The following is a 19,353-nucleotide window of genomic DNA, read 5'->3' as shown; positions in this document are numbered from 1 at the left end:
TTCGTTTGAGGTGATAACGTTGACAGACAAAACAGTAAAAGAACTTCAACAAGAAGTAGATCAATACATAGGTCAATTTAAAGAGGGGTACTTTAGCCCACTGGCCATGCTTGCACGAATGACGGAAGAATTAGGCGAGCTTGCAAGGGAAGTGAACCATTACTATGGTGAAAAGCCAAAGAAATCTTCGGAAAAGGAAAACACCATCGAAGAGGAATTAGGGGATATGCTATTCGTCCTTATTTGCTTTGCAAACTCCTTACATATTGATCTTGAAACAGCCCATAATCGGGTGATGGATAAATTTAATACGAGAGATAAAAATCGCTGGACAAGAATTGAGAAGCTGGAGGATAACGAGAATGAATAAAGTGAAGGTTGTTGTAGCTGGCCCAAGAGGTCGTATGGGCCAGGAAGCTGTGAAAATGGTTGAGATTGCAGAAGAATATGAGTTGGTAGCTGTCATAGATCATAAGCATGATGGGAAAATGCTAAGTGACTTAGACGGGTTTGCAAACTTTGCGGTGCCGATCTTTAGCGATATCGCGCAGTGCTTTCAATCTACAAAGCCAGATGTTCTTATAGACCTCACAACTCCTGAAACGGGTATGTACCATACAACAACAGCACTTACATATGGCGTACGACCAGTAGTTGGAACTACCGGCTTTACAAAAGAGAATCTTCACGAGCTAGAAGAGCTATGCAAAGAAAAGGAACTTGGTTGTATCATTGCACCTAATTTTGCTGTAGGCGCGGTACTCATGATGAAATTTTCGCAAATGGCTGCTAAATACTTTCAAGATGTAGAGATTTTGGAGCTTCACCATGACCAAAAGCTTGATGCTCCATCAGGTACAGCTGTTAAAACTGCAGAGATGATTGCTGAAGTAAGACAAACGAAAGAGCAAGGTCATCCACAAGAGAAAGAGACAATGACCGGTGCAAGAGGAGCCAATTACGACGGTATGCATATTCACTCAGTAAGGCTTCCAGGGTTAATTGCTCATCAACAGGTAATGTTTGGATCGGATGGACAAACGTTAACGATTCGCCACGATTCTTTTAATCGTGCGTCATTTATGTCAGGTGTCAAGCTTGCAGTCGATACCGTTATGAAGCTTGATACTTTTGTTTATGGTCTTGAAAATATAATGGAGTAGGAGAGCGATACGATGAATATTGCACTAATTGCCCACGATAAAAAGAAAGACGATCTTGTTCGTTTTGCCATTGCCTATAAAAATATTTTGGCGGAGCATCAATTATTTGCAACTGGAACAACTGGCTTAAGAATAACAGAGGCAACTCAGCTTCCCATTCATCGTTTTCAATCTGGACCACTTGGGGGAGACCAAGAAATAGGTGCATATATTGCCAATAATAAAATGGACGGCGTGTTTTTCTTCCGTGATCCATTAACTGTTCAGCCTCATGAACCAGATGTATCGGCACTCATCCGGTTATGCGATGTGTATAGTGTTCCACTTGCCACCAATATGGGGACAGCCGAGATTCTCATTAAAGGCTTAGAACGTGGGGACCTATCATGGAGATCGATCGTACATGGAAAAAAAGGGGACTAATATGGAGATGCAATTAGATATTTTGGCTTTTGGTGCCCATGCGGATGATGTTGAAATTGGTATGGGGGGCACAATCGCCAAATATGCTTCAAAAGGGAAACAAATTGGGATCATCGATTTAACACAGGCAGAACTATCCTCGAACGGTACGGTGGATCTACGGAAAAAAGAAGCAGAACAAGCAGGTGAGATTCTAGGGATTTGTCTCCGAGATTCACTTGGACTGCCTGACAGAGGATTATTCCTACGAGAAGAATATATTGAAAAAGTAGCGGGAGTCATTAGGCAGTATCGACCTCGACTTGTCTTTATGCCGTTTCCGATTGATCGCCATCCTGACCATGGGAATTGTGCGAAAATCGTAGAGGAGGCTGTTTTTTCTGCTGGGATTAGAAATTACCCCACAACAAATGGCTTAGAAGCTCACAGGGTAGAACATACATATTATTACATGATTAATGGGTTTCATAAACCTGACTTTGTTATTGATATTTCATCTTTTATAAAGTACAAAACTGCAAGTCTAAAAGCGTATCAAAGTCAATTTACAAAGGATCCGAATAGCGTGGATACCCCGTTAGTCAACGGGTATATAGAAACGATTGAGGCACGTGAAAGAATGTTCGGAAAAGAAGTAGGGGTCATGTATGCTGAAGGGTTTAAACAGAAGAAACCATTGTTAGTAGATCAAGATTTATTAGGGGAAAGTATATGAAAAAATTAAAAATTGGTATTACATGCTACCCAACCGTCGGTGGCTCTGGAGTAGTCGCTACTGAACTAGGGAAAATGCTTGCTGAAAGAGGCCATGAAATTCATTTCATTTCATCTGGATTGCCTTTTCGTTTAAAGAAAATGTATCACAATATCTATTATCATCAAGTAGAGGTAAACCAGTACTCAGTTTTTCAATATCCTCCCTATGATATTGCCTTAGCCAGTAAAATGGCTGAAGTGATCAACAGGGAAGAGCTAGATGTACTCCACGTTCACTATGCCATTCCCCATGCAGTTTGTGGAATACTAGCGAAGCAAATGAGTGATCGAGATGTAAAGATTATTACCACATTGCACGGTACGGATATTACCGTTTTAGGCTATGATTCTTCTCTATCGGAAGCAATTAAATTCGGGATTGAAAAATCAGATATTGTAACGGCCGTTTCCAAATCGCTTATTAGTCAAACCTATGATTTATTGCACCCAGATAAGCGAATAGAGCCAGTGTACAACTTTATTGATGAGCGAGTGTACCGAAAAATCGATTCTTCCCATTTAAGGGATGAATACAAAATTTGCCGAAATGATAAAGTAGTCATTCATGTGTCAAACTTCCGTACAGTAAAGCGCGTACAAGATGTTGTTAAAGCGTTTGCGAAAATTTGCAGCCAAGTGCCGGCTAAACTCTTACTAGTTGGAGATGGCCCCGAAATGTCTGTTGTGTGTAAGCTCGTAGATGAATTAAATATTAGGAAAAATGTGTTGTTTTTAGGGAAGCAGGATAACCTTGAGGAGCTCTATTCAATTAGTGATTTAATGCTGTTACTATCAGAAAAAGAAAGCTTTGGTCTGGTAGCTTTAGAGGCGATGGCATGTGGTGTTCCTTGTATTGGGACAAATATCGGAGGAATACCAGAGGTTATTTTAGATGGTGAAACAGGCTACATTTGTAGTCTTGGAGATATTGATGAAATTGCAAACAAAGCAATCGCTATTCTAAAAGATTCTGCGTTACATATCCGTCTGGCTTCGCAATCTGTCACACTTGTTCGAGAAAGGTTTCGTGCAGACCTTATTGTCAAGCAGTATGAAGACCTCTACTATCAGCTTTTACAAGATGAGGCTACAATATGAACCTCGCGTTTACAAAGGCAAAGCCTGTTCTAGAAGAGATCGAGCGGCATGGCTATGAAGCATATTTTGTCGGTGGTTCTGTTAGAGACTTTCTAATGAATCAACCGATAAATGATGTTGATATCGCAACATCGGCTACCCCGTTCGAAATAAAAACAATCTTTGAAAAGACGATTGATGTTGGAATCGAGCATGGGACAGTTGTTGTTCTCTATAATGAGGAAGCATACGAAATTACGACCTTTCGCTCCGAAGCAGAATATGAGGATTTTCGAAGGCCATCCAAAGTTGATTTTATTCGATCACTAGAAGAGGACTTAAAGCGAAGAGACTTTACCATGAATGCGATTGCTATGGATGCGAGGGGGACGATAATCGACCCGTTTAATGGGCAGCAATCGATTCAGGAAAAAGTGATTATGACCGTAGGTAAGGCAGAAGAACGCTTTCGAGAGGACGCCCTTCGAATGATGAGAGCGGTAAGGTTTGTAAGTAAGCTTTCGTTTGAATTGGATGAGCAGACATATTTATCTTTAAGAGAATTCGGCTACTTACTCGAACATATTGCGGTCGAGAGAAAGTTAGTAGAATTTGAAAAGCTACTCATGGGTACGAATCATTCTCGTGCGCTACATTTGCTAATTGATACAGGGTTGTATTTATATTTGCCAGGGTTAGATGGGTATAAAATCAGCTTATATCAATTGATTGATTATGAAATAGATTTGCTAACTTTAGAAGAGCGTTGGGCGCTGCTGCTCGCAACTATTCAAATTCCTGAATCCGAAATGGAACCGTTTTTACGTGAATGGAAACTTCCTGTGAAAAGGCTCCGTGAGATACAAAGGATGGTAAAGTGGCTAAGCTACAGGCAACAGCAGGAATGGACAAGCTACACGATCTATCAAGCAGGCGTTGAACACACAGTCAGTGTAGAAAAGCTATACAATTGCTTAAAGAAGCAACCTTTGCTTAATGAAGTAAATGAGCTTGCGGCCAAACACGAGCAGCTAGCGATCCGATCCTTTAAAGAACTGAAAGTGACGGGGAACGATTTAATGGAGTGGCTTAACCGGAAGGGCGGACCTTGGATAAAAGATGCTCTTGCTGAAATTGAAGAAATGATTGTGAACCAAGAGTTGTTAAATGAGCCGAATCAAATAAGAGAGTGGGTGATGTCATGCAAACAGATGTAAGGAAGAAGCTGTTAGAGGCATTTACGAATCATGAAGACGAATATTTGTCCGGACAATACTTAGCCGATTTAATTGGTTGCTCCCGCACTGCGGTTTGGAAGCATATCGAAGATCTTCGGAAAGAAGGTTTTACTCTTGAAGCTGTTAGAAGGAAAGGCTACCGCATTACACAAACATCAAAGACCGTCTCTGAAAACGAAATTCGTCTGGGGTTAAAAACCAATACGTTAGGACAGCAAATACATTACGAAGAGAGTGTTGAATCTACCCAAAAGATCGCCCACAGATTAGCCTATGATGAAGCGCCAGAAGGTACGCTTGTAGTAGCAGAAGAGCAAACCTGCGGGAGAGGGAGAATGGACCGAGCTTGGCATTCCCCTAAATACACTGGGATTTGGATGAGCTTAATTTTGCGTCCGAATATCCCCCCGCCAAAGGCGCCGCAGCTTACATTAATAGCCGCTGTTGCTGTTGTTCAAGCAATGGAGCAGATGACTTCGCTGACCCCGCAAATCAAATGGCCGAATGATATCTTAATTGCAGGGAAAAAAGTGACAGGCATTCTTACCGAATTGCAGGCAGATTCAGATCGAATTATCTCGGTTATAATTGGAATCGGTATGAATGTCAATCAGAAAGAGGAAGATTTTCCAGAGGAATTGCGAAAGATTGCTACTTCTCTTATGCAAGAGGAGGGGGTTGAAATTGACCGGGCTGCTTTGATTCGAGCTGTTCTAACGAAGCTTGAGACACTCTATCAGCTTTATTTAGAAAAGGGCTTTTACCCGATTAAGTTATTATGGGAAAGCTATGCCATTAGTATTGGCAACAATATTACGGCACGAACGCTTACAGGAAATATTTATGGAAAAGCAGCTGGGATAACGGAGGATGGGGTGTTACTTGTCGAAGATTTGGAAGGAAAAACCCATCATATTTATTCTGCAGACATTGAATTAGAAAGATAGACCTGACTATAGCCAAGCATTATAGCTATTTGCTATAATCTTAGATGGGCAGTATCAATCGTGAACTGCACCTATTCGTTGATTTGAAATACAAATAGATTCTGCCTAGATCCAGAGTTGGACCGGGACAGAGGGATGAAACATGAACAATTCACGATGAACGAAATCCTTCTGACTTTTTTGAAGGATTTTTTTGTTTTTAGGGAAGGAGCTTCCCAGCACACATAGATAATAATAACCTACTAGAGGCGTGCACTTGTTCTTTGTGACACCAGTTTTATCACCTCTTCCAATGAAAAAAGCTGTTTTTTGCCAAAACAAAAGACAAGTAGGAGGAAGATGTATGAAGCAAACGACTGATTTTCTTAAAATGAAAAAAGAGAAAGAAAAAATGGTGATGCTTACTGCTTATGATTATCCATCTGCCAAGCAAGCAGAAGCTGCGGGAGTTGATATGATCCTCGTAGGCGATTCACTTGGAATGGTCGTCCTTGGATACGATTCAACGATTCCTGTAACGATGGAGGACATGATCCATCATGCAAAGGCGGTTAAAAGAGGGGCAAAGGATACGTTTATCGTTATCGACATGCCTTTTATGAGCTACCATTTATCAATAAAAGATACGCTACTCAATGGAGCTAAGCTGATTCAAGAAACAGGTGCGAATGCCGTCAAGCTTGAGGGAGCAGATGAGGTCGTAGAGAAAATTGCGGCATTAACAAAGGCAGGTATTCCTGTTGTCGCTCATTTAGGATTAACGCCACAATCGGTAGGCGTACTAGGTGGTTATAAAGTTCAAGGGAAAGAAGCAGAATCGGCTCGAAAACTAATAGAGGATGCGAAAAGATGTGAACAAGCTGGTGCGTTTGCGCTTGTGCTAGAATGCGTACCAAAACAATTAGCTATGAGTGTCACAGAAGCGCTAACCATTCCAACCATCGGAATTGGTGCTGGTGTGGATGTTGATGGACAAGTGCTTGTTTATCACGATGTTGTCACATATGGTGTTGAGCGAGTGCCAAAGTTCGTTAAGCAATATACGAATGTCAATGAAATCATGGTGAATGGGATTCAAACGTATGTAGAAGAAGTGAAAGCATTAAGTTTCCCCGAAGAAAAACATAGCTTTACGATGAAGGAAGAAGAGCTTCAAGGGCTTTACGGAGGGAAATCATGAGAATTATTACGAAAATACACGAAATGCAGGAAATCATCAAGCTCGACAAACAATCAAAGTCCATCGGTTTTGTGCCAACCATGGGTTTTTTGCATGAAGGCCATCAGGCTTTGATGAAAAAAGCAAGAGAGGAAAATGATATTCTTGTATTGAGTATATTTGTAAACCCTCTCCAATTTGGTCCAAATGAGGATCTAGATGCTTATCCAAGAGATATCGAGAGAGATACGAACATCGCTGAAGCAGAGCAAGTAGACTACTTGTTCTTCCCATCAGTGCATGAAATGTATCCTGAGACTCCATCAGTAACTGTAAAGGTGCATGAACGGACAGACGTGTTATGCGGCGCATCCCGTCCAGGCCACTTTGATGGGGTAGCGACCGTTTTAACGAAGCTATTCTCCATCGTTCTACCCGATCGAGTGTATTTAGGAATGAAGGATGCACAGCAAGTTGCAGTTGTTGAAGGGCTAGTGAGTGACTTTCATATTCCATTAACAATCGTTCCAGTTGAAACAGTCCGTGAAGAGGATGGTCTAGCGAAAAGCTCTAGGAATGTGAATTTGCTTCCCTATGAAAGAGCGCAGGCGCCAACCCTATATGATAGCCTGCAACGTGCAAAGGAAATGATTGAAGGTGGAGAGAGACTACCAGAGGTCGTTCAATCATTCATGAAAGAAAAGATTGAACAGGAAACAGAAGGAGTCATTGATTATATAAGTATCTATTCTTATCCGAGCTTAAAACCTGTAAGCCGAATAGAAGGTAAAATCATCATTGCGCTGGCTGTTCAATTTCAAAAGGCTAGACTGATTGATAATATAGTGATAGACCTTTGATCTAACTGTACGAAAATGTCTCCAGCGTAATAACATGATTTAAACCAAAACATGCAATCAAAGTTGAGAAAACAGCCAATTTTCATACTAGAATGGATAGGGGGAAACACCATGTTTCGCACCATGATGAATGGGAAAATTCACCGTGCCCGTGTAACGGAAGCGAATTTAAACTATGTAGGTAGCATTACGATTGATGAGGATATTTTAGATGCAGTTGGAATGGTAGCAAATGAGAAGGTTCAAATTGTTAACAACAACAACGGTGCACGACTAGAGACGTATATTATCCCTGGAGAAAGAGGGAGCGGTGTGATTTGTTTAAATGGAGCTGCTGCCCGCCTCGTTCAAGAAGGCGATGTTGTGATCATTATATCATATGTAATGGTGCCAGAAGAAAAAGTTGCCATCCATAAGCCGAAAGTGGCAATTATGGATGAACATAATCAAATTACCGAGCTCATCCATGCAGAACCAGCTGGAACAATTATGTAATTGAAAGCAATTTAATAACAGATACAAGGGGTTCTGGATGCGTACATTCCGAACCCTTTGTCTATTAAAAGGGCGGCTATCCTCATAAAGTGACGCTCTTTGAATAAATACAGCGGTTAGGTGGAAGAAAAAAAGAATAAAGCTTTTTATTTTACCGTTTTTATGATACCGTTTGAATGACTGAAGGTACGAGGTGTACGTCAATGAGTAATAAATTTGTTGTCGTTGATTTAGAAACAACAGGTAACTCCCCGAAAAAAGGGGATAAAATCATCCAATTTGCAGCTACCGTAATTGAGAACGGTAAAATTTCGCATACATATTCTTCCCTGCTGAATCCAGGGCAACCGATTCCAGCTTTTATCGAGGAACTGACGGGAATCAATGATTCCATGGTCAAGAACGCACCAACATTTGATCAAATCGCTGGAAAGGTACTTACTTTATTAGATAATGCATTTTTTGTTGCACATAATGTGTTATTCGATTTAAATTTCTTACAGGACGAGTTAATTGAAGAAGGCTATGAAGGCTTTTTCGGTCCTGTGTTAGATACGGTTGAGATGGCTCGAATTCTTTTTCCAACTACAGACAGCTATAAATTGTCAGACTTAGCTGCAAAAGAGGGTTTAACCCATGAAAGGCCACATCAAGCCGATAGTGATGCGTATGTAACCGCAGAACTATTATTACTATTAATGGACAAATTGAAGAATTTACCACACCAAACGATTCAGCAATTAAAACGGCTGTCAGGTGGCTTGAAGAGTGATCTCGATTTACTGTTAGATGAGATTGATCAAGACAAGAGCCAGCACGTTGAAATGCTGTCAAGTGATCTTGAGGTGTATCGAGGGATTGCTTTAAAAAAGGCAAAGGAACGAGTACATTCCTATCGGGAACAGCCGTTTGCTTACCCAACAGACGGGAACGGGAAAGCAGAACTTTTAAAACGAGCTTTTTCTCAGTTTGAAATGAGGGAAGGCCAGTTTGAGATGATGGATGCTGTTTACCATGCGTTTCAAGAAAATCAACATGGGCTAATCGAGGCAGGGACAGGAATTGGGAAATCACTTGGCTATTTATTACCAGCTGCCATCTTTGCCAAACAAAACGGAGAACGGGTTGTAGTAAGCACGTTTACAACCCAACTACAGGAGCAATTATTATCAAAGGACATCCCTTTACTAACGAAAATGTTTGATTTCTCATTAAGGGTAGCTTTGTTAAAAGGCCGTAATCATTATTTAAGCCTTGCTAAATTTGAGGAAAGCCTCAATCAAGAAGAAGATAATTATGATACGACTTTATCCAAAATGCAAATTCTCGTTTGGTTAACAGAAACAGAAACTGGTGACCTTGATGAAATCAATCTCTCTAGTGGGGGAATGATTTATTGGCATAAGATCAAAAACGACGATACGATGTTTCTTCAAGGGAAGAGCTGGTTATCGAGAGATTTCTATCTGAATGCGAAAAAACAAGCAAAGGAAGCGGATCTTCTCATTACGAACCATTCCTTGCTTCTATCGGATCTTGCTTCCGAGCATCAAATCCTACCAGAATACCACTATGCGATCCTTGATGAAGGACACCAATTTGAAAAAGCTGCTGGAAAGTTTCTCGGCGTTTCCTTTGATTATGTGTCTATTCGAATGTTACTCGGACAATTGGGGCTGTATGAACAAAAACAACTATTCTACAGGCTTGAAAATACACTTGAAAGCCACGGGGCCCAAGCTGCATCTGAAGGCTTACACACGTTCGAAATCAATCAGATCCTCACAGATGTGTTATTTGAGATGGATGAATTCTTTAAATACTTAGCTTCTTATGTTAGGAAAAAAGTAAAAAGAGCTTCGAATTATCGGATCAGCTGCACATTACAGGAACGAGCAAGTGAATCAAAGGAATGGAAACACTTGCATTCTGTAGCGGAACGCTTTATCTTTCTTTTACGAGACCTCATTGATGCTCTTCAAATAAAGATTGATCAATTAAAACCATTAAAAGAGGCATTATCGATTGAAGAAAAGCTCTCACTTGAGGAAATCGTATCAAATTTAACGAGTTTAGAGGAAAAACGAACATTCGTAAAGCAAATCTTTATAGTCCATTCAGATGATATTAAATGGGTAGAGATGGACACTCGGACACAAAATAGTACCGTTGTCTATTCTCAGCCGGTCTCTGTTGCCGATTCCCTTTCCACAAGCTTCTTTGGGAAAAAGAAAAGCATTCTGATTACATCTGCAACATTATCAGTAAAAGGATCTTTTCATTATATGAAAGCACAGCTAGGGCTTGAAAACACTTCATGCTTACAGAAACAGATTTCGTCTCCTTTTGAATATGCTAAGCAGGTCCAATTATATGTACCTGAGGACCTTCCTGAAGTGAATCAAGTGAGGCTAGATGATTATGTTGCCGCCATTTCTGAGCATATTATTTCAATTGCAGAGGCAACCTCCGGAAGAATGCTCATCTTATTTACTTCACATGAAATGCTGAAGAAAACCCATGACTTAATTAAAGAAAGTGGGTTACTTGAGGAATTCTCATTAATCGCGCAAGGAATTACGAGCGGAAGCCGAGCCCGATTAACGAGAAATTTCCAACGCTTTGAGAAATCGATTCTGTTTGGTACGAATAGCTTTTGGGAAGGAATTGATATTCCAGGAGAGGATCTCACATGCTTAATTATCGTGCGCCTGCCATTTTCTCCACCTGATGAGCCTGTAACAGAAGCGAAATCTAATCGAATTAAAGAGCAGGGGGGGAATCCCTTTGCTGACTACTCATTACCTGAGGCCATTTTAAGGTTTAAACAGGGATTTGGACGACTGATACGTACGAAAACAGATAAAGGATATATAATTGTTTTTGATAAAAGAATTGTTACAACCCAATATGGGAAAGCATTTCTTCAGTCCATTCCATCCGTCCCTATCAGGAAAACGGATATTATCGGACTGGTGCAAGCAATAGAAAATCATTCGACTGATTCTTAAAGTTAAAAGGACGTTACAAGTGGGAGTTAATGGGATAAATCTTGGCGAATAACACACTCTATATGTAGATGTATGGGAGGAGTTAGGATGAATGTGTTATTAGCTATGATGCTATTCTTTACTAATTGGTATTATATTCCTTCTGAGTCACCTTCTTTACCAGTAGAGGTAGAGAGCATTGACCTAAAGTTGAAAAATGATGAAATAGCCTTTACTTTTTTATCTATTTCTGACGGGGAAGCGATATTAATCCAACATGGTAACGGTGAAAATATTCTAATCAATACAGGGGGCGAAGGAACAGAAAAAGAAATAAAGAAACTCCTTCAGCTCTATGATGTAAATAAAATCTCTACCATTTTACTGACGGAGGATGATCGGTGCTGTAATAGTAATTTAGAATGGATGATCACATTTTACGATGTAAAGCAATTGATTACTGGCGATTCATTGTTAAATAAATTGAAAGAGCAAATTGATCTTTATGACGATGTGAGCGTTCATTCATGGTCGAAAGGAACCAAACAACAAATCTTACCTGGATTCCACTCAGAAGTTCTTTTTGAAGGAAGCGGAGTAGAAGAGGGAATGGATTTAGCCATTCATTTCTTTCGCCATAAAATATTGTTGATGAGCTCCACGAATAAAAGTGTAGAACAACAATTTTTGAAGAAAGACTTGGCGGATATTAACATAGTGAAGATCCCATCTTTTGCTAGAGAAAATGCGGTATCAGAATCCTTAATCAAACATATTGATCCGCAAATGGCGATTATTTTTCAATCAAAGACCACTAAGCCAAGTTCTGAGTTACTCGATATGCTTCATCAAGCTTGGATTGATGTTTACTATACAAAGAAGCATGGTACAGTGACGATGAAGTTTACTGACATTAATTACGAGGTAATTACTATTTCCAATAAAGACGAGTTATAAAAAGGAGCTGCGCAAATATTGCGCAGCCAAAAGACGTTGTGTGGGCTAGAGAAATTTTTTTATGCTTGACTAGCTGCAAGTTATAGCAAAATCAACTAAAAAGTATAACAGATCCTCAAGAAAAAATTCACGTTATGATCTACCAGCTGTTATAATGTGATATAGCAGGGGTAATTGTTTCGTAATCATATTTTAACCGAATCCAGTGTACATATAATTAGCAATTTTTGTAGTGACTTAGGAGGAGTACTGATGGAAAGTAAAATTGAAATTATTTCAACCGTGACAATCGAAAATAGTCCGGATTTGTATAAAATTGTCGATGTGCTTAACCGAAATCTAAAGTATGAAAATTTGATGTTTGGTTTAGCATTAGATAAGCAGGATCAAGAAAAAGCTGTTTTTACGATATATAGGACATAAAGAAGTGAAATAAATGAAAAAGTGGATATTTATCGGTAGTTTTATTCTAATCTTGGTCATTGGATTTTTTGTTAATGTATATTTAAATTCATTAGAGCCAGTAAAAGCAGCTGAAAAAGTCGCCGTGAAACAAGCAATGGAGGAAACGAGCTTGAAGGAAGCGAGTGATTTCTCTCTTTATCACGGATTGCATACCTATTACATTGTGAAGGGAAAGGACGATAAAGGGGAAGAAATTATCGTCTGGCTTCCAGAAAAAGAAGGAAAAACGATCGTTAAAAAAGTGAAAGATGGCGTCACCAAGCAGCAAGCAGTTGAGAAATTACTTGAAGAAAAAACACCAAAAGAAATCGTATCCGTCCGCCTTGGAATTGAAAAAAACATCCCACTTTGGGAAATTTATTATCGATCCGGTGACGAGTTAATCAACTATTATTATGTCGATTTTGAAACAGGCGATTGGCTGAAAAAAATTGAAAACCTTTAGGACCGATTAAGGAGGCAATGAAAAAGATGAAATTAGCAAGTAGGGTAAAAGCGTTAACTCCATCTTCTACTTTAGCTATCACAGCAAAGGCAAAGGAATTAAAGTCACAGGGGCATGATGTGATTGGACTTGGAGCTGGTGAACCGGATTATAACACTCCGCAAAATATCATTGACGCAGCTGTGAAATCAATGAACGAGGGCCATACAAAATATACGCCTTCAGCTGGTCTTCCAACGTTAAAACAAGTCATTTGTGAAAAGTTCCAAAAAGATCAAGGAATCAATTACGATCCTAGTCAAATTATTGTCACAAGCGGGGCAAAGCATGCACTTTATACACTATTCCAAGCGTTGTTAGATGATGGAGACGAGGTAATTATACCTACACCATACTGGGTAAGCTATCCTGAGCAAGTGAAATTAGCGGGAGGAGTTCCCGTCTATGTAGAAGGAATGGAAGCAAATGAATTCAAGATCACGCCAAACCAATTAAGAGAAGTGATTTCTGACCGAACAAAAGCAGTGATCATTAATTCTCCAAGTAACCCAACTGGCATGTTATATACAAAAGAAGAGCTACAAGCACTAGGTGAGGTTTGCCTAGAGAAGGATCTCCTCATTGTATCAGATGAAATTTATGAAAAGCTAGTATACGGAGAACATAAACATGTTTCAATTGCAGAGCTTTCTCCTCAGTTAAAAGAGCAAACGATAATCATCAATGGGGTTTCGAAATCGCACTCAATGACAGGCTGGAGAATTGGATATGCTGCAGGGAACAAAGAGCTTATTAAGGCAATGACGAACCTAGCAAGCCATAGTACATCTAATCCAACAACTACTGCTCAATTTGGTTCAATTGAAGCGTACATGGGTTCACAAGCTCATGTAGAAGAAATGCGTCAAGCATTTGAAAAGAGATTGGCCATTATTTATGATAAGCTAGTTGTTATTCCTGGCTTCACATGTGTAAAGCCTCAAGGTGCTTTCTATCTTTTCCCTAATGCGAAGGAAGCAGCAGAATTATCAGGATATGCAGATGTAGATGCTTTTTCAGAAGCGCTGCTAGAAGATGCAATGGTAGCAGTTATTCCAGGTTCTGGATTCGGCGCTCCTGATAACATTCGTTTGTCCTATGCCACTTCATTAGAGCAATTAGAAACAGCAGTTGAACGTATGGACCAATTCGTACGTAATAAAATGAGCAATTAAGACACTTACCGTGGGATTATAACTTTAATCCGACTACAAAAGCACTTAGCTATTCGGATATAGCTAGGTGTTTTTATATTTTAGGATGTGTTATCCCTTGTGTTGATTTGGAACAGCAAGTGGATTGTATCAAATGGTGGGAGAGTCAATTTTTCGTATGGGGAAATCGGTTCTCTGAGACACAGCAGGACCATTAGCGAGACAACAAAAAACAAGTGAGACCCCGGAATCGATATAGTCGCTGAGGAGGCTTTCCGCATGCCCCGTGGAAAGGAAAGCATCCTGTAGTGGAAAACAACCGTCTCATTTAATCAACCTATTCATTAAGGACTAATAATAAATAAATGATATGTAATGAATCCACCTGTAGCTATATGCATTAGTTAAAATTTTTCCCATCTGTAAATGCGAATTAAGAAGGCTATTCGTCTTACGCGTTCGAAGTGTTCATGTTATACTAGCTAAGAGGTGTAAACATATGAAAGATCATTTATTAGAGTGGCTGAAGGAAGGCAATCTGACTATACCTGGGGTATTGCTCTCACAATATAAAGACATGGGGATGGATGAGAAAGAGCTTACATTGCTTCTCCATGTAATTCATTTTATCGATAAAGGAAATCATTTCCCTACTCCAATTGAAATTTCCTCCCGCATGACGATTTCTGTTACAGAATGTACAGAAATACTTCGTCGCTTAATTCAAAAAGGGTTAATGAAAATTACAGAAGGATATTCAAGTGATGGAATACGATTTGAAGCCTATTCCTTAGACCCGCTTTGGGAAAGATTAGTTGAAAATTTCTACTTAAAGAAGAAACAGCAGGAACAGGTGACTACTGAACAACAAGAGACAGATTTATATACATGCTTCGAGCAGGAATTTGGTCGACCTCTATCTCCATTTGAGTGTGAATCATTAGCGATGTGGATGGATGATGATCATCATGATCCAATTATCATTAAAGCAGCCTTAAGAGAAGCCGTTATTTCAGGTAAATTAAACTTTAGATACATCGATCGAATATTGTTTGAATGGAAGAAGAATGGAATTAAAACGATTGAACAAGCGAAAAGCTATGGAAGAAAGTTCAGACAAAGTCAAACCTCTCAAAGAGGAAAACAATCAGAACCCTCAACGACTATGTCGAAATCCGTGCCATTTTATAATTGGCTGGAACAATAAATTTTTCGGTGAACGGGAGAAATCAATTCTCTCGTTTGTTTTCATTTTAAAAAAAGTAAGGTGAAAATCATGTTAAAAAAATCAGAAATTCAATTTTGCTTAGATCAAATGGGCGAGATGTTTCCTGATGCCCATTGTGAGCTTATACACGCTAATCCGTTTGAATTGGTAATTGCGGTCGCTTTATCTGCACAATGCACAGATGCACTCGTTAATAAAGTAACCAAGCAATTATTTCAAAAGTACAAAACACCGGAAGATTACTTGAGTGTCTCCATTGAAGAGCTGCAAAACGATATTCGTTCAATTGGCTTATATCGCAATAAAGCAAAAAATATTCAAAAGCTATCGCAAATGTTAATAGATGACTATGGCGGGATTGTTCCTAGGGACCGAGATGAACTAACGAAGCTACCTGGAGTAGGCAGGAAAACAGCGAATGTGGTTGTATCGGTTGCATACGGAATTCCAGCAATTGCTGTTGACACTCATGTAGAAAGAGTGAGTAAGCGACTTGCCTTTTGCCGCTGGAAGGATTCCGTACTTGAGGTAGAAAAGACGCTTATGAAAAAGATTCCGAAAGAAGAATGGTCCGTTACCCATCACCGAATGATTTTCTTTGGGAGGTATCATTGTAAAGCTCAAAATCCTCAATGTGAAATTTGTCCGCTGTTAGACGTATGTAGAGAAGGAAAGAAACGGATGAAAGGGAAGAAGTAAATGGAAAACGACAAGAATCAATATCAAATTCCCTCTGAGCTGAAATATGATGGCTTTTGGGAAAGTTTCTATTCAACCTATGAAAAAGAGGATAGAAGGCTGCCGTTCTATGAAGAGGTGGCATTCTACACAAGGGGAAGTTTAAGAAAACCATGGCAGGTAGAGGATGAATGTATCCCCCAGCTTTTGAAGAAATGGGAGACGTTAAAAGAAGAACTGGACAAGCTTTATCAAAATAGAGATACGAATGGAGTTATTCTCCCCATGAAGCAGGCAATCGCTTTATTGGTTCAGTTCATCTATTGGGCAAACGGAGAACCAGCCCGCTTAGACCGAATAAAGAAACTGAATGAGCTCACTTACAAGCCAGTAAATGCTACAGAGCGATTGGAATTTATCCTTGTCCGTCCGTCTCTATATCATTCCTTTATGCAAATGGCTGAACTGTTTGAGGAAATGGGTAAACTGTATCAAAAGAAGAAAGCAATGGATGCGAAGCTAAAAAAGAGATAACAAAGAGCGTGTAAACGATGGTTACACGCTCTTTGTCGTACACTTACTGTTTTTCATTTGCTTACACATTTGATGGGAAATTTAAAATATTGGGCTAATTATTTCCGCTTCCTGTATTATTATTACCAGGATTGGTTGTCGTTCCGCCAGACGAGTTACCGCCCGTCCCCGAATTTCCGGTTTGACCACCATTCTGTCCAGATCCATTACCAGGGTTTGTACCTGTATTGGTATCATCTGTCTCACCGGAATCTTCATCTCCAGGTTCGGTGCCATCATTGTTTTCCTCATCACCGTTATCTTCGTCGGCAGAATCTTCATCTTCTTCGTTTTCATCCCCAAGATTATACGGATCAGGGATTTCAATCGAAACCGAAGCAGAATCGCTTCTTTGCTCGCCTCTAACTGCCGTAACTTTAAACGTATAGATGGCGCCTAGAATTGGATCTGTCATCGTAATTCCTTTTTCAGGGGTAACGGTTAGTGTTTGTTCAACGCCTTCATCCGTTGATACGGTTACTTCAAATTGGATGCTATTATCAGCTTCATCCAGTTCTTCATCAGTGTAATCCCAAGTTAGGATCACCTCGTTAGCTGCTTCATCATATTTAGCCTCTAAGCCTTGAGGTGTTTCAGGCAGGTCATACTTATCAGATACTTCATTTGGCGCATGACCTTTGACAGCATACTCATAGATCACTTGATCATCAGGTGTGAATTCACTTGCTAACTTAGCTGGAATGGAGCCTTTTTCAATTTTTACTTTTTCAACACTTTTAGGCATGGTGAAGTCTGGTGTATCAATACCCTCAGAGACATGCTCCATTAAGTTCTTAAATAAATACTGGGAAATTTTTTGTTCATCCCCAAGTAAATAGGTTTTTCGATCTTCTTTAGTCGTTTTATCCTTATATCCAGTCCAAACAGCTGCTGTATAATTGGTTGTGTACCCAACAAACCATGAATCTGGAACCGCACCGTTCGGAATTCCGTATTGCTCACGTTCATCTTTTGAATAGTTCGTCGTACCGGTCTTACCAGCTATAGGTAATCCTGAAACACTTGCTCTGGTACCTGTACCTTCTCTCACGACACTCTTAAGCATGTCAGAAGTCATGAAAGCAGTATAATCTTGCATGGCAACCTTAGATTCAGGTGTTAGATCTAGCTTCGTTCCATCACGTAATTCAATTTCAGTGACAGCGTAAGGGTCAGTGTAGTACCCATTATTTCCGAAAGCACTATATGCTCCGGCCATTTCAAGTGGGGATACTCCATCTCGTAAGCCACCAATAGCATAAGGCTCATAGATTTCCTCTAATGGAATGCCTAATCCTACGGCAAAATCTTTTGCCCGATCTAACCCAACCTCTTGCAGTGCTTGAAGGGCAGGGACGTTACGAGAAAGGGCTAACGCTTTTCTCATCGACATGATACCCATATGCTTATTGTCCCAGTTATTGATTGGCGTTTTCCCGTCTGAATAGGTGTATGGCTTATCATCCAGTGCATGATAAGTACCCCATTTCAAGTATTCGATCGCTGGAGCATAATCTAGAACGGGTTTAATTGTTGATCCTGGCTGACGCTTTGTATCAACAGCGTAATTAAAGCCTCTCTCTACCTTTTGATTTCTCCCGCCGCCAATTGCTCTAATTTCTCCCGTCTTTGTATCAAGAAGGGTTATTCCAGCTTGGAAGTCTTCGTCTGGGTATTCGACAACTTCATTTGTATCAAGCATTTTATTTACATAGTCTTGAGCCTTTGGATCAAGGGTTGTATAGATTTTGACTCCATCAGTGAAAATATTGATGTCTTCATACTTCTCTTCAATTTCATCAATGACCACATCGATAAACGAGCCATATGGCTTTTCAGATCGGTTCCGATCTTCTTCCTTCACGAGTGTGGATTCAACTGGAACAGCTTTTGCTTGTTCCATCTCTTCTTTCGTTATAAACCCATGCTGATTCATTAAAGTTAACACAATGTTACGTCGCTTTTCTGCTTTATCAGGGTGATCAAATGGATTGTAATTATTAGGACTTTGTGGCATTCCGGCAAGCAATGCGGCTTCGTGAAGCTCTAACTCATTTAACTCTTTGCCAAAATAGATGCTAGAAGCGGTCGCCACTCCATGACTATCCTCTGACATGAAAATTTTGTTTACATACATTTCAAAGATTTGTTGCTTTGTATACTTCTGTTCTAATTGAAAGGATAGCCATGCTTCTTGGACTTTCCGTTCGATTGTCTTATCAAAGCTTAAGAACGAATTTTTTACGACCTGCTGGGTAATTGTACTTGCCCCTTCAGATCCAAATCCATTCGTAATATTGGCAATAACTGCACCACCTAAACGGATCGGATCGATTCCGTTATGCTGATAAAATCGTGCATCCTCAACTGCCAGAAATGCTTCTTCTACCTGCTTGGGAATGTCTTCATAATTTACATAATCTCGATTAGCTGCTCCAACCTCACCAATTAAATTTTTATCTTTATCATATATTTTAGAGGAGATTGGGTCCTTTAATAATTTTTCATCTAATTCAGGAGCATCCTTTACCATGTAAGCAAAAACCCCAACACCGGAAAGGATTCCGACAATCCCTAATGCAACTAGCACGAGGAAAATGCGTTTAAAAAGGCCTTTTGGATTTTTCTTGCCTTTTTTCTTCCCTTTCAGATTAGAAGCTTGCTTACGACGCTCCTCTCTCGTTTGATATTTTTCAGCCATATATA

The 19,353-nt window shown here is 39.8% G+C and carries 19 protein-coding genes; 18 read left to right on the top strand and 1 reads right to left on the bottom strand.

What is annotated here, in order from left to right:
- The first annotated feature begins 19 nt into the window (after positions 1-19).
- From LS684_RS13215 to LS684_RS13130, 18 genes are all read left to right on the top strand, one after another.
- Positions 20-370, top strand: a complete 351-nt coding sequence (locus LS684_RS13215; protein ID WP_233806583.1) for a nucleotide pyrophosphohydrolase — start codon at positions 20-22, stop codon at positions 368-370.
- Positions 363-1,163 (top strand): 4-hydroxy-tetrahydrodipicolinate reductase, encoded by an 801-nt coding sequence (gene dapB / locus LS684_RS13210; RefSeq protein WP_233806581.1) that lies wholly within the window; start codon positions 363-365, stop codon positions 1,161-1,163. Before LS684_RS13215 ends, dapB begins: the two co-directional genes overlap by 8 nt.
- Before the next feature lie 12 nt (positions 1,164-1,175).
- Entirely contained in the window at positions 1,176-1,586 is a 411-nt protein-coding gene (mgsA, locus tag LS684_RS13205; protein ID WP_233806578.1) for a methylglyoxal synthase, read from the top strand.
- A 1-nt stretch (position 1,587) separates the two neighbouring features.
- Positions 1,588-2,301 (top strand): bacillithiol biosynthesis deacetylase BshB1, encoded by a 714-nt coding sequence (bshB1, locus tag LS684_RS13200; RefSeq protein WP_233806576.1) that lies wholly within the window; start codon positions 1,588-1,590, stop codon positions 2,299-2,301.
- Positions 2,298-3,440, top strand: coding sequence for an N-acetyl-alpha-D-glucosaminyl L-malate synthase BshA (gene bshA / locus LS684_RS13195; RefSeq protein WP_233806574.1), 1,143 nt, complete (start codon positions 2,298-2,300; stop codon positions 3,438-3,440). Before bshB1 ends, bshA begins: the two co-directional genes overlap by 4 nt.
- A complete protein-coding gene (locus tag LS684_RS13190; protein WP_233806572.1) occupies positions 3,437-4,636 on the top strand; it encodes a CCA tRNA nucleotidyltransferase in 1,200 nt (399 codons plus the stop codon). Before bshA ends, LS684_RS13190 begins: the two co-directional genes overlap by 4 nt.
- The gene (locus tag LS684_RS13185) at positions 4,621-5,604 is read left to right on the top strand and encodes a biotin--[acetyl-CoA-carboxylase] ligase (RefSeq protein WP_233806570.1); all 984 of its coding nucleotides are present in this window, start codon (positions 4,621-4,623) and stop codon (positions 5,602-5,604) included. Before LS684_RS13190 ends, LS684_RS13185 begins: the two co-directional genes overlap by 16 nt.
- Positions 5,605-5,947: 343 nt before the next feature.
- Positions 5,948-6,784, top strand: a complete 837-nt coding sequence (gene panB / locus LS684_RS13180) for a 3-methyl-2-oxobutanoate hydroxymethyltransferase (RefSeq protein ID WP_233806568.1) — start codon at positions 5,948-5,950, stop codon at positions 6,782-6,784.
- Positions 6,781-7,623, top strand: a complete 843-nt coding sequence (panC, locus tag LS684_RS13175) for a pantoate--beta-alanine ligase (protein ID WP_233806566.1) — start codon at positions 6,781-6,783, stop codon at positions 7,621-7,623. Before panB ends, panC begins: the two co-directional genes overlap by 4 nt.
- A gap of 111 nt (positions 7,624-7,734) precedes the next feature.
- Positions 7,735-8,118 (top strand): aspartate 1-decarboxylase, encoded by a 384-nt coding sequence (panD, locus tag LS684_RS13170; protein ID WP_233806563.1) that lies wholly within the window; start codon positions 7,735-7,737, stop codon positions 8,116-8,118.
- A 203-nt stretch (positions 8,119-8,321) separates the two neighbouring features.
- Positions 8,322-11,129 carry an ATP-dependent DNA helicase DinG gene (gene dinG / locus LS684_RS13165; RefSeq protein WP_233806562.1) on the top strand — a complete coding sequence of 936 codons (2,808 nt, stop codon included), beginning with the start codon at positions 8,322-8,324 and terminating at the stop codon, positions 11,127-11,129.
- 87 nt (positions 11,130-11,216) lie between these two features.
- A complete protein-coding gene (locus tag LS684_RS13160) occupies positions 11,217-12,065 on the top strand; it encodes a ComEC/Rec2 family competence protein (RefSeq protein WP_233806561.1) in 849 nt (282 codons plus the stop codon).
- A gap of 252 nt (positions 12,066-12,317) precedes the next feature.
- On the top strand, positions 12,318-12,488 hold the full coding sequence (locus tag LS684_RS13155; RefSeq protein WP_233806560.1) for a YpmA family protein: 171 nt from the start codon (positions 12,318-12,320) through the stop codon (positions 12,486-12,488).
- Positions 12,489-12,501: 13 nt separating this feature from the next.
- A complete protein-coding gene (locus LS684_RS13150; RefSeq protein ID WP_233806559.1) occupies positions 12,502-12,975 on the top strand; it encodes a cell wall elongation regulator TseB-like domain-containing protein in 474 nt (157 codons plus the stop codon).
- A 26-nt stretch (positions 12,976-13,001) separates the two neighbouring features.
- Positions 13,002-14,189 (top strand): pyridoxal phosphate-dependent aminotransferase, encoded by a 1,188-nt coding sequence (locus LS684_RS13145; RefSeq protein WP_233811656.1) that lies wholly within the window; start codon positions 13,002-13,004, stop codon positions 14,187-14,189.
- 478 nt (positions 14,190-14,667) lie between these two features.
- On the top strand, positions 14,668-15,375 hold the full coding sequence (locus LS684_RS13140; protein ID WP_233806558.1) for a DnaD domain-containing protein: 708 nt from the start codon (positions 14,668-14,670) through the stop codon (positions 15,373-15,375).
- A 69-nt stretch (positions 15,376-15,444) separates the two neighbouring features.
- Positions 15,445-16,095 (top strand): endonuclease III, encoded by a 651-nt coding sequence (nth, locus tag LS684_RS13135; protein ID WP_233806557.1) that lies wholly within the window; start codon positions 15,445-15,447, stop codon positions 16,093-16,095.
- A complete protein-coding gene (locus tag LS684_RS13130) occupies positions 16,096-16,608 on the top strand; it encodes a YpoC family protein (RefSeq protein WP_233806555.1) in 513 nt (170 codons plus the stop codon).
- Between the two features lie 94 nt (positions 16,609-16,702).
- Here the strand turns inward: LS684_RS13130 and LS684_RS13125 are convergent, their stop codons facing one another.
- Positions 16,703-19,348 carry a transglycosylase domain-containing protein gene (locus tag LS684_RS13125; protein ID WP_233806553.1) on the bottom strand — a complete coding sequence of 882 codons (2,646 nt, stop codon included), beginning with the start codon at positions 19,346-19,348 and terminating at the stop codon, positions 16,703-16,705.
- Positions 19,349-19,353 lie beyond the last annotated feature (5 nt).

The organism is Cytobacillus spongiae, assembly GCF_021390075.1.
This window is presented reverse-complemented; position numbering and strand designations above follow the sequence as displayed.

Coding starts and splice junctions, on each gene's coding strand:
- dapB (WP_233806581.1), top strand. CDS start 363: ATGAATAAAGTGAAGGTTGTTGTAGCTGGCCCAAGAGGTCGTATGGGC.
- mgsA (WP_233806578.1), top strand. CDS start 1,176: ATGAATATTGCACTAATTGCCCACGATAAAAAGAAAGACGATCTTGTT.
- bshB1 (WP_233806576.1), top strand. CDS start 1,588: ATGGAGATGCAATTAGATATTTTGGCTTTTGGTGCCCATGCGGATGAT.
- bshA (WP_233806574.1), top strand. CDS start 2,298: ATGAAAAAATTAAAAATTGGTATTACATGCTACCCAACCGTCGGTGGC.
- LS684_RS13190 (WP_233806572.1), top strand. CDS start 3,437: ATGAACCTCGCGTTTACAAAGGCAAAGCCTGTTCTAGAAGAGATCGAG.
- LS684_RS13185 (WP_233806570.1), top strand. CDS start 4,621: ATGCAAACAGATGTAAGGAAGAAGCTGTTAGAGGCATTTACGAATCAT.
- panB (WP_233806568.1), top strand. CDS start 5,948: ATGAAGCAAACGACTGATTTTCTTAAAATGAAAAAAGAGAAAGAAAAA.
- panC (WP_233806566.1), top strand. CDS start 6,781: ATGAGAATTATTACGAAAATACACGAAATGCAGGAAATCATCAAGCTC.
- panD (WP_233806563.1), top strand. CDS start 7,735: ATGTTTCGCACCATGATGAATGGGAAAATTCACCGTGCCCGTGTAACG.
- dinG (WP_233806562.1), top strand. CDS start 8,322: ATGAGTAATAAATTTGTTGTCGTTGATTTAGAAACAACAGGTAACTCC.
- LS684_RS13160 (WP_233806561.1), top strand. CDS start 11,217: ATGAATGTGTTATTAGCTATGATGCTATTCTTTACTAATTGGTATTAT.
- LS684_RS13155 (WP_233806560.1), top strand. CDS start 12,318: ATGGAAAGTAAAATTGAAATTATTTCAACCGTGACAATCGAAAATAGT.
- LS684_RS13150 (WP_233806559.1), top strand. CDS start 12,502: ATGAAAAAGTGGATATTTATCGGTAGTTTTATTCTAATCTTGGTCATT.
- LS684_RS13145 (WP_233811656.1), top strand. CDS start 13,002: ATGAAATTAGCAAGTAGGGTAAAAGCGTTAACTCCATCTTCTACTTTA.
- LS684_RS13140 (WP_233806558.1), top strand. CDS start 14,668: ATGAAAGATCATTTATTAGAGTGGCTGAAGGAAGGCAATCTGACTATA.
- nth (WP_233806557.1), top strand. CDS start 15,445: ATGTTAAAAAAATCAGAAATTCAATTTTGCTTAGATCAAATGGGCGAG.
- LS684_RS13130 (WP_233806555.1), top strand. CDS start 16,096: ATGGAAAACGACAAGAATCAATATCAAATTCCCTCTGAGCTGAAATAT.
- LS684_RS13125 (WP_233806553.1), bottom strand. CDS start 19,348: ATGGCTGAAAAATATCAAACGAGAGAGGAGCGTCGTAAGCAAGCTTCT.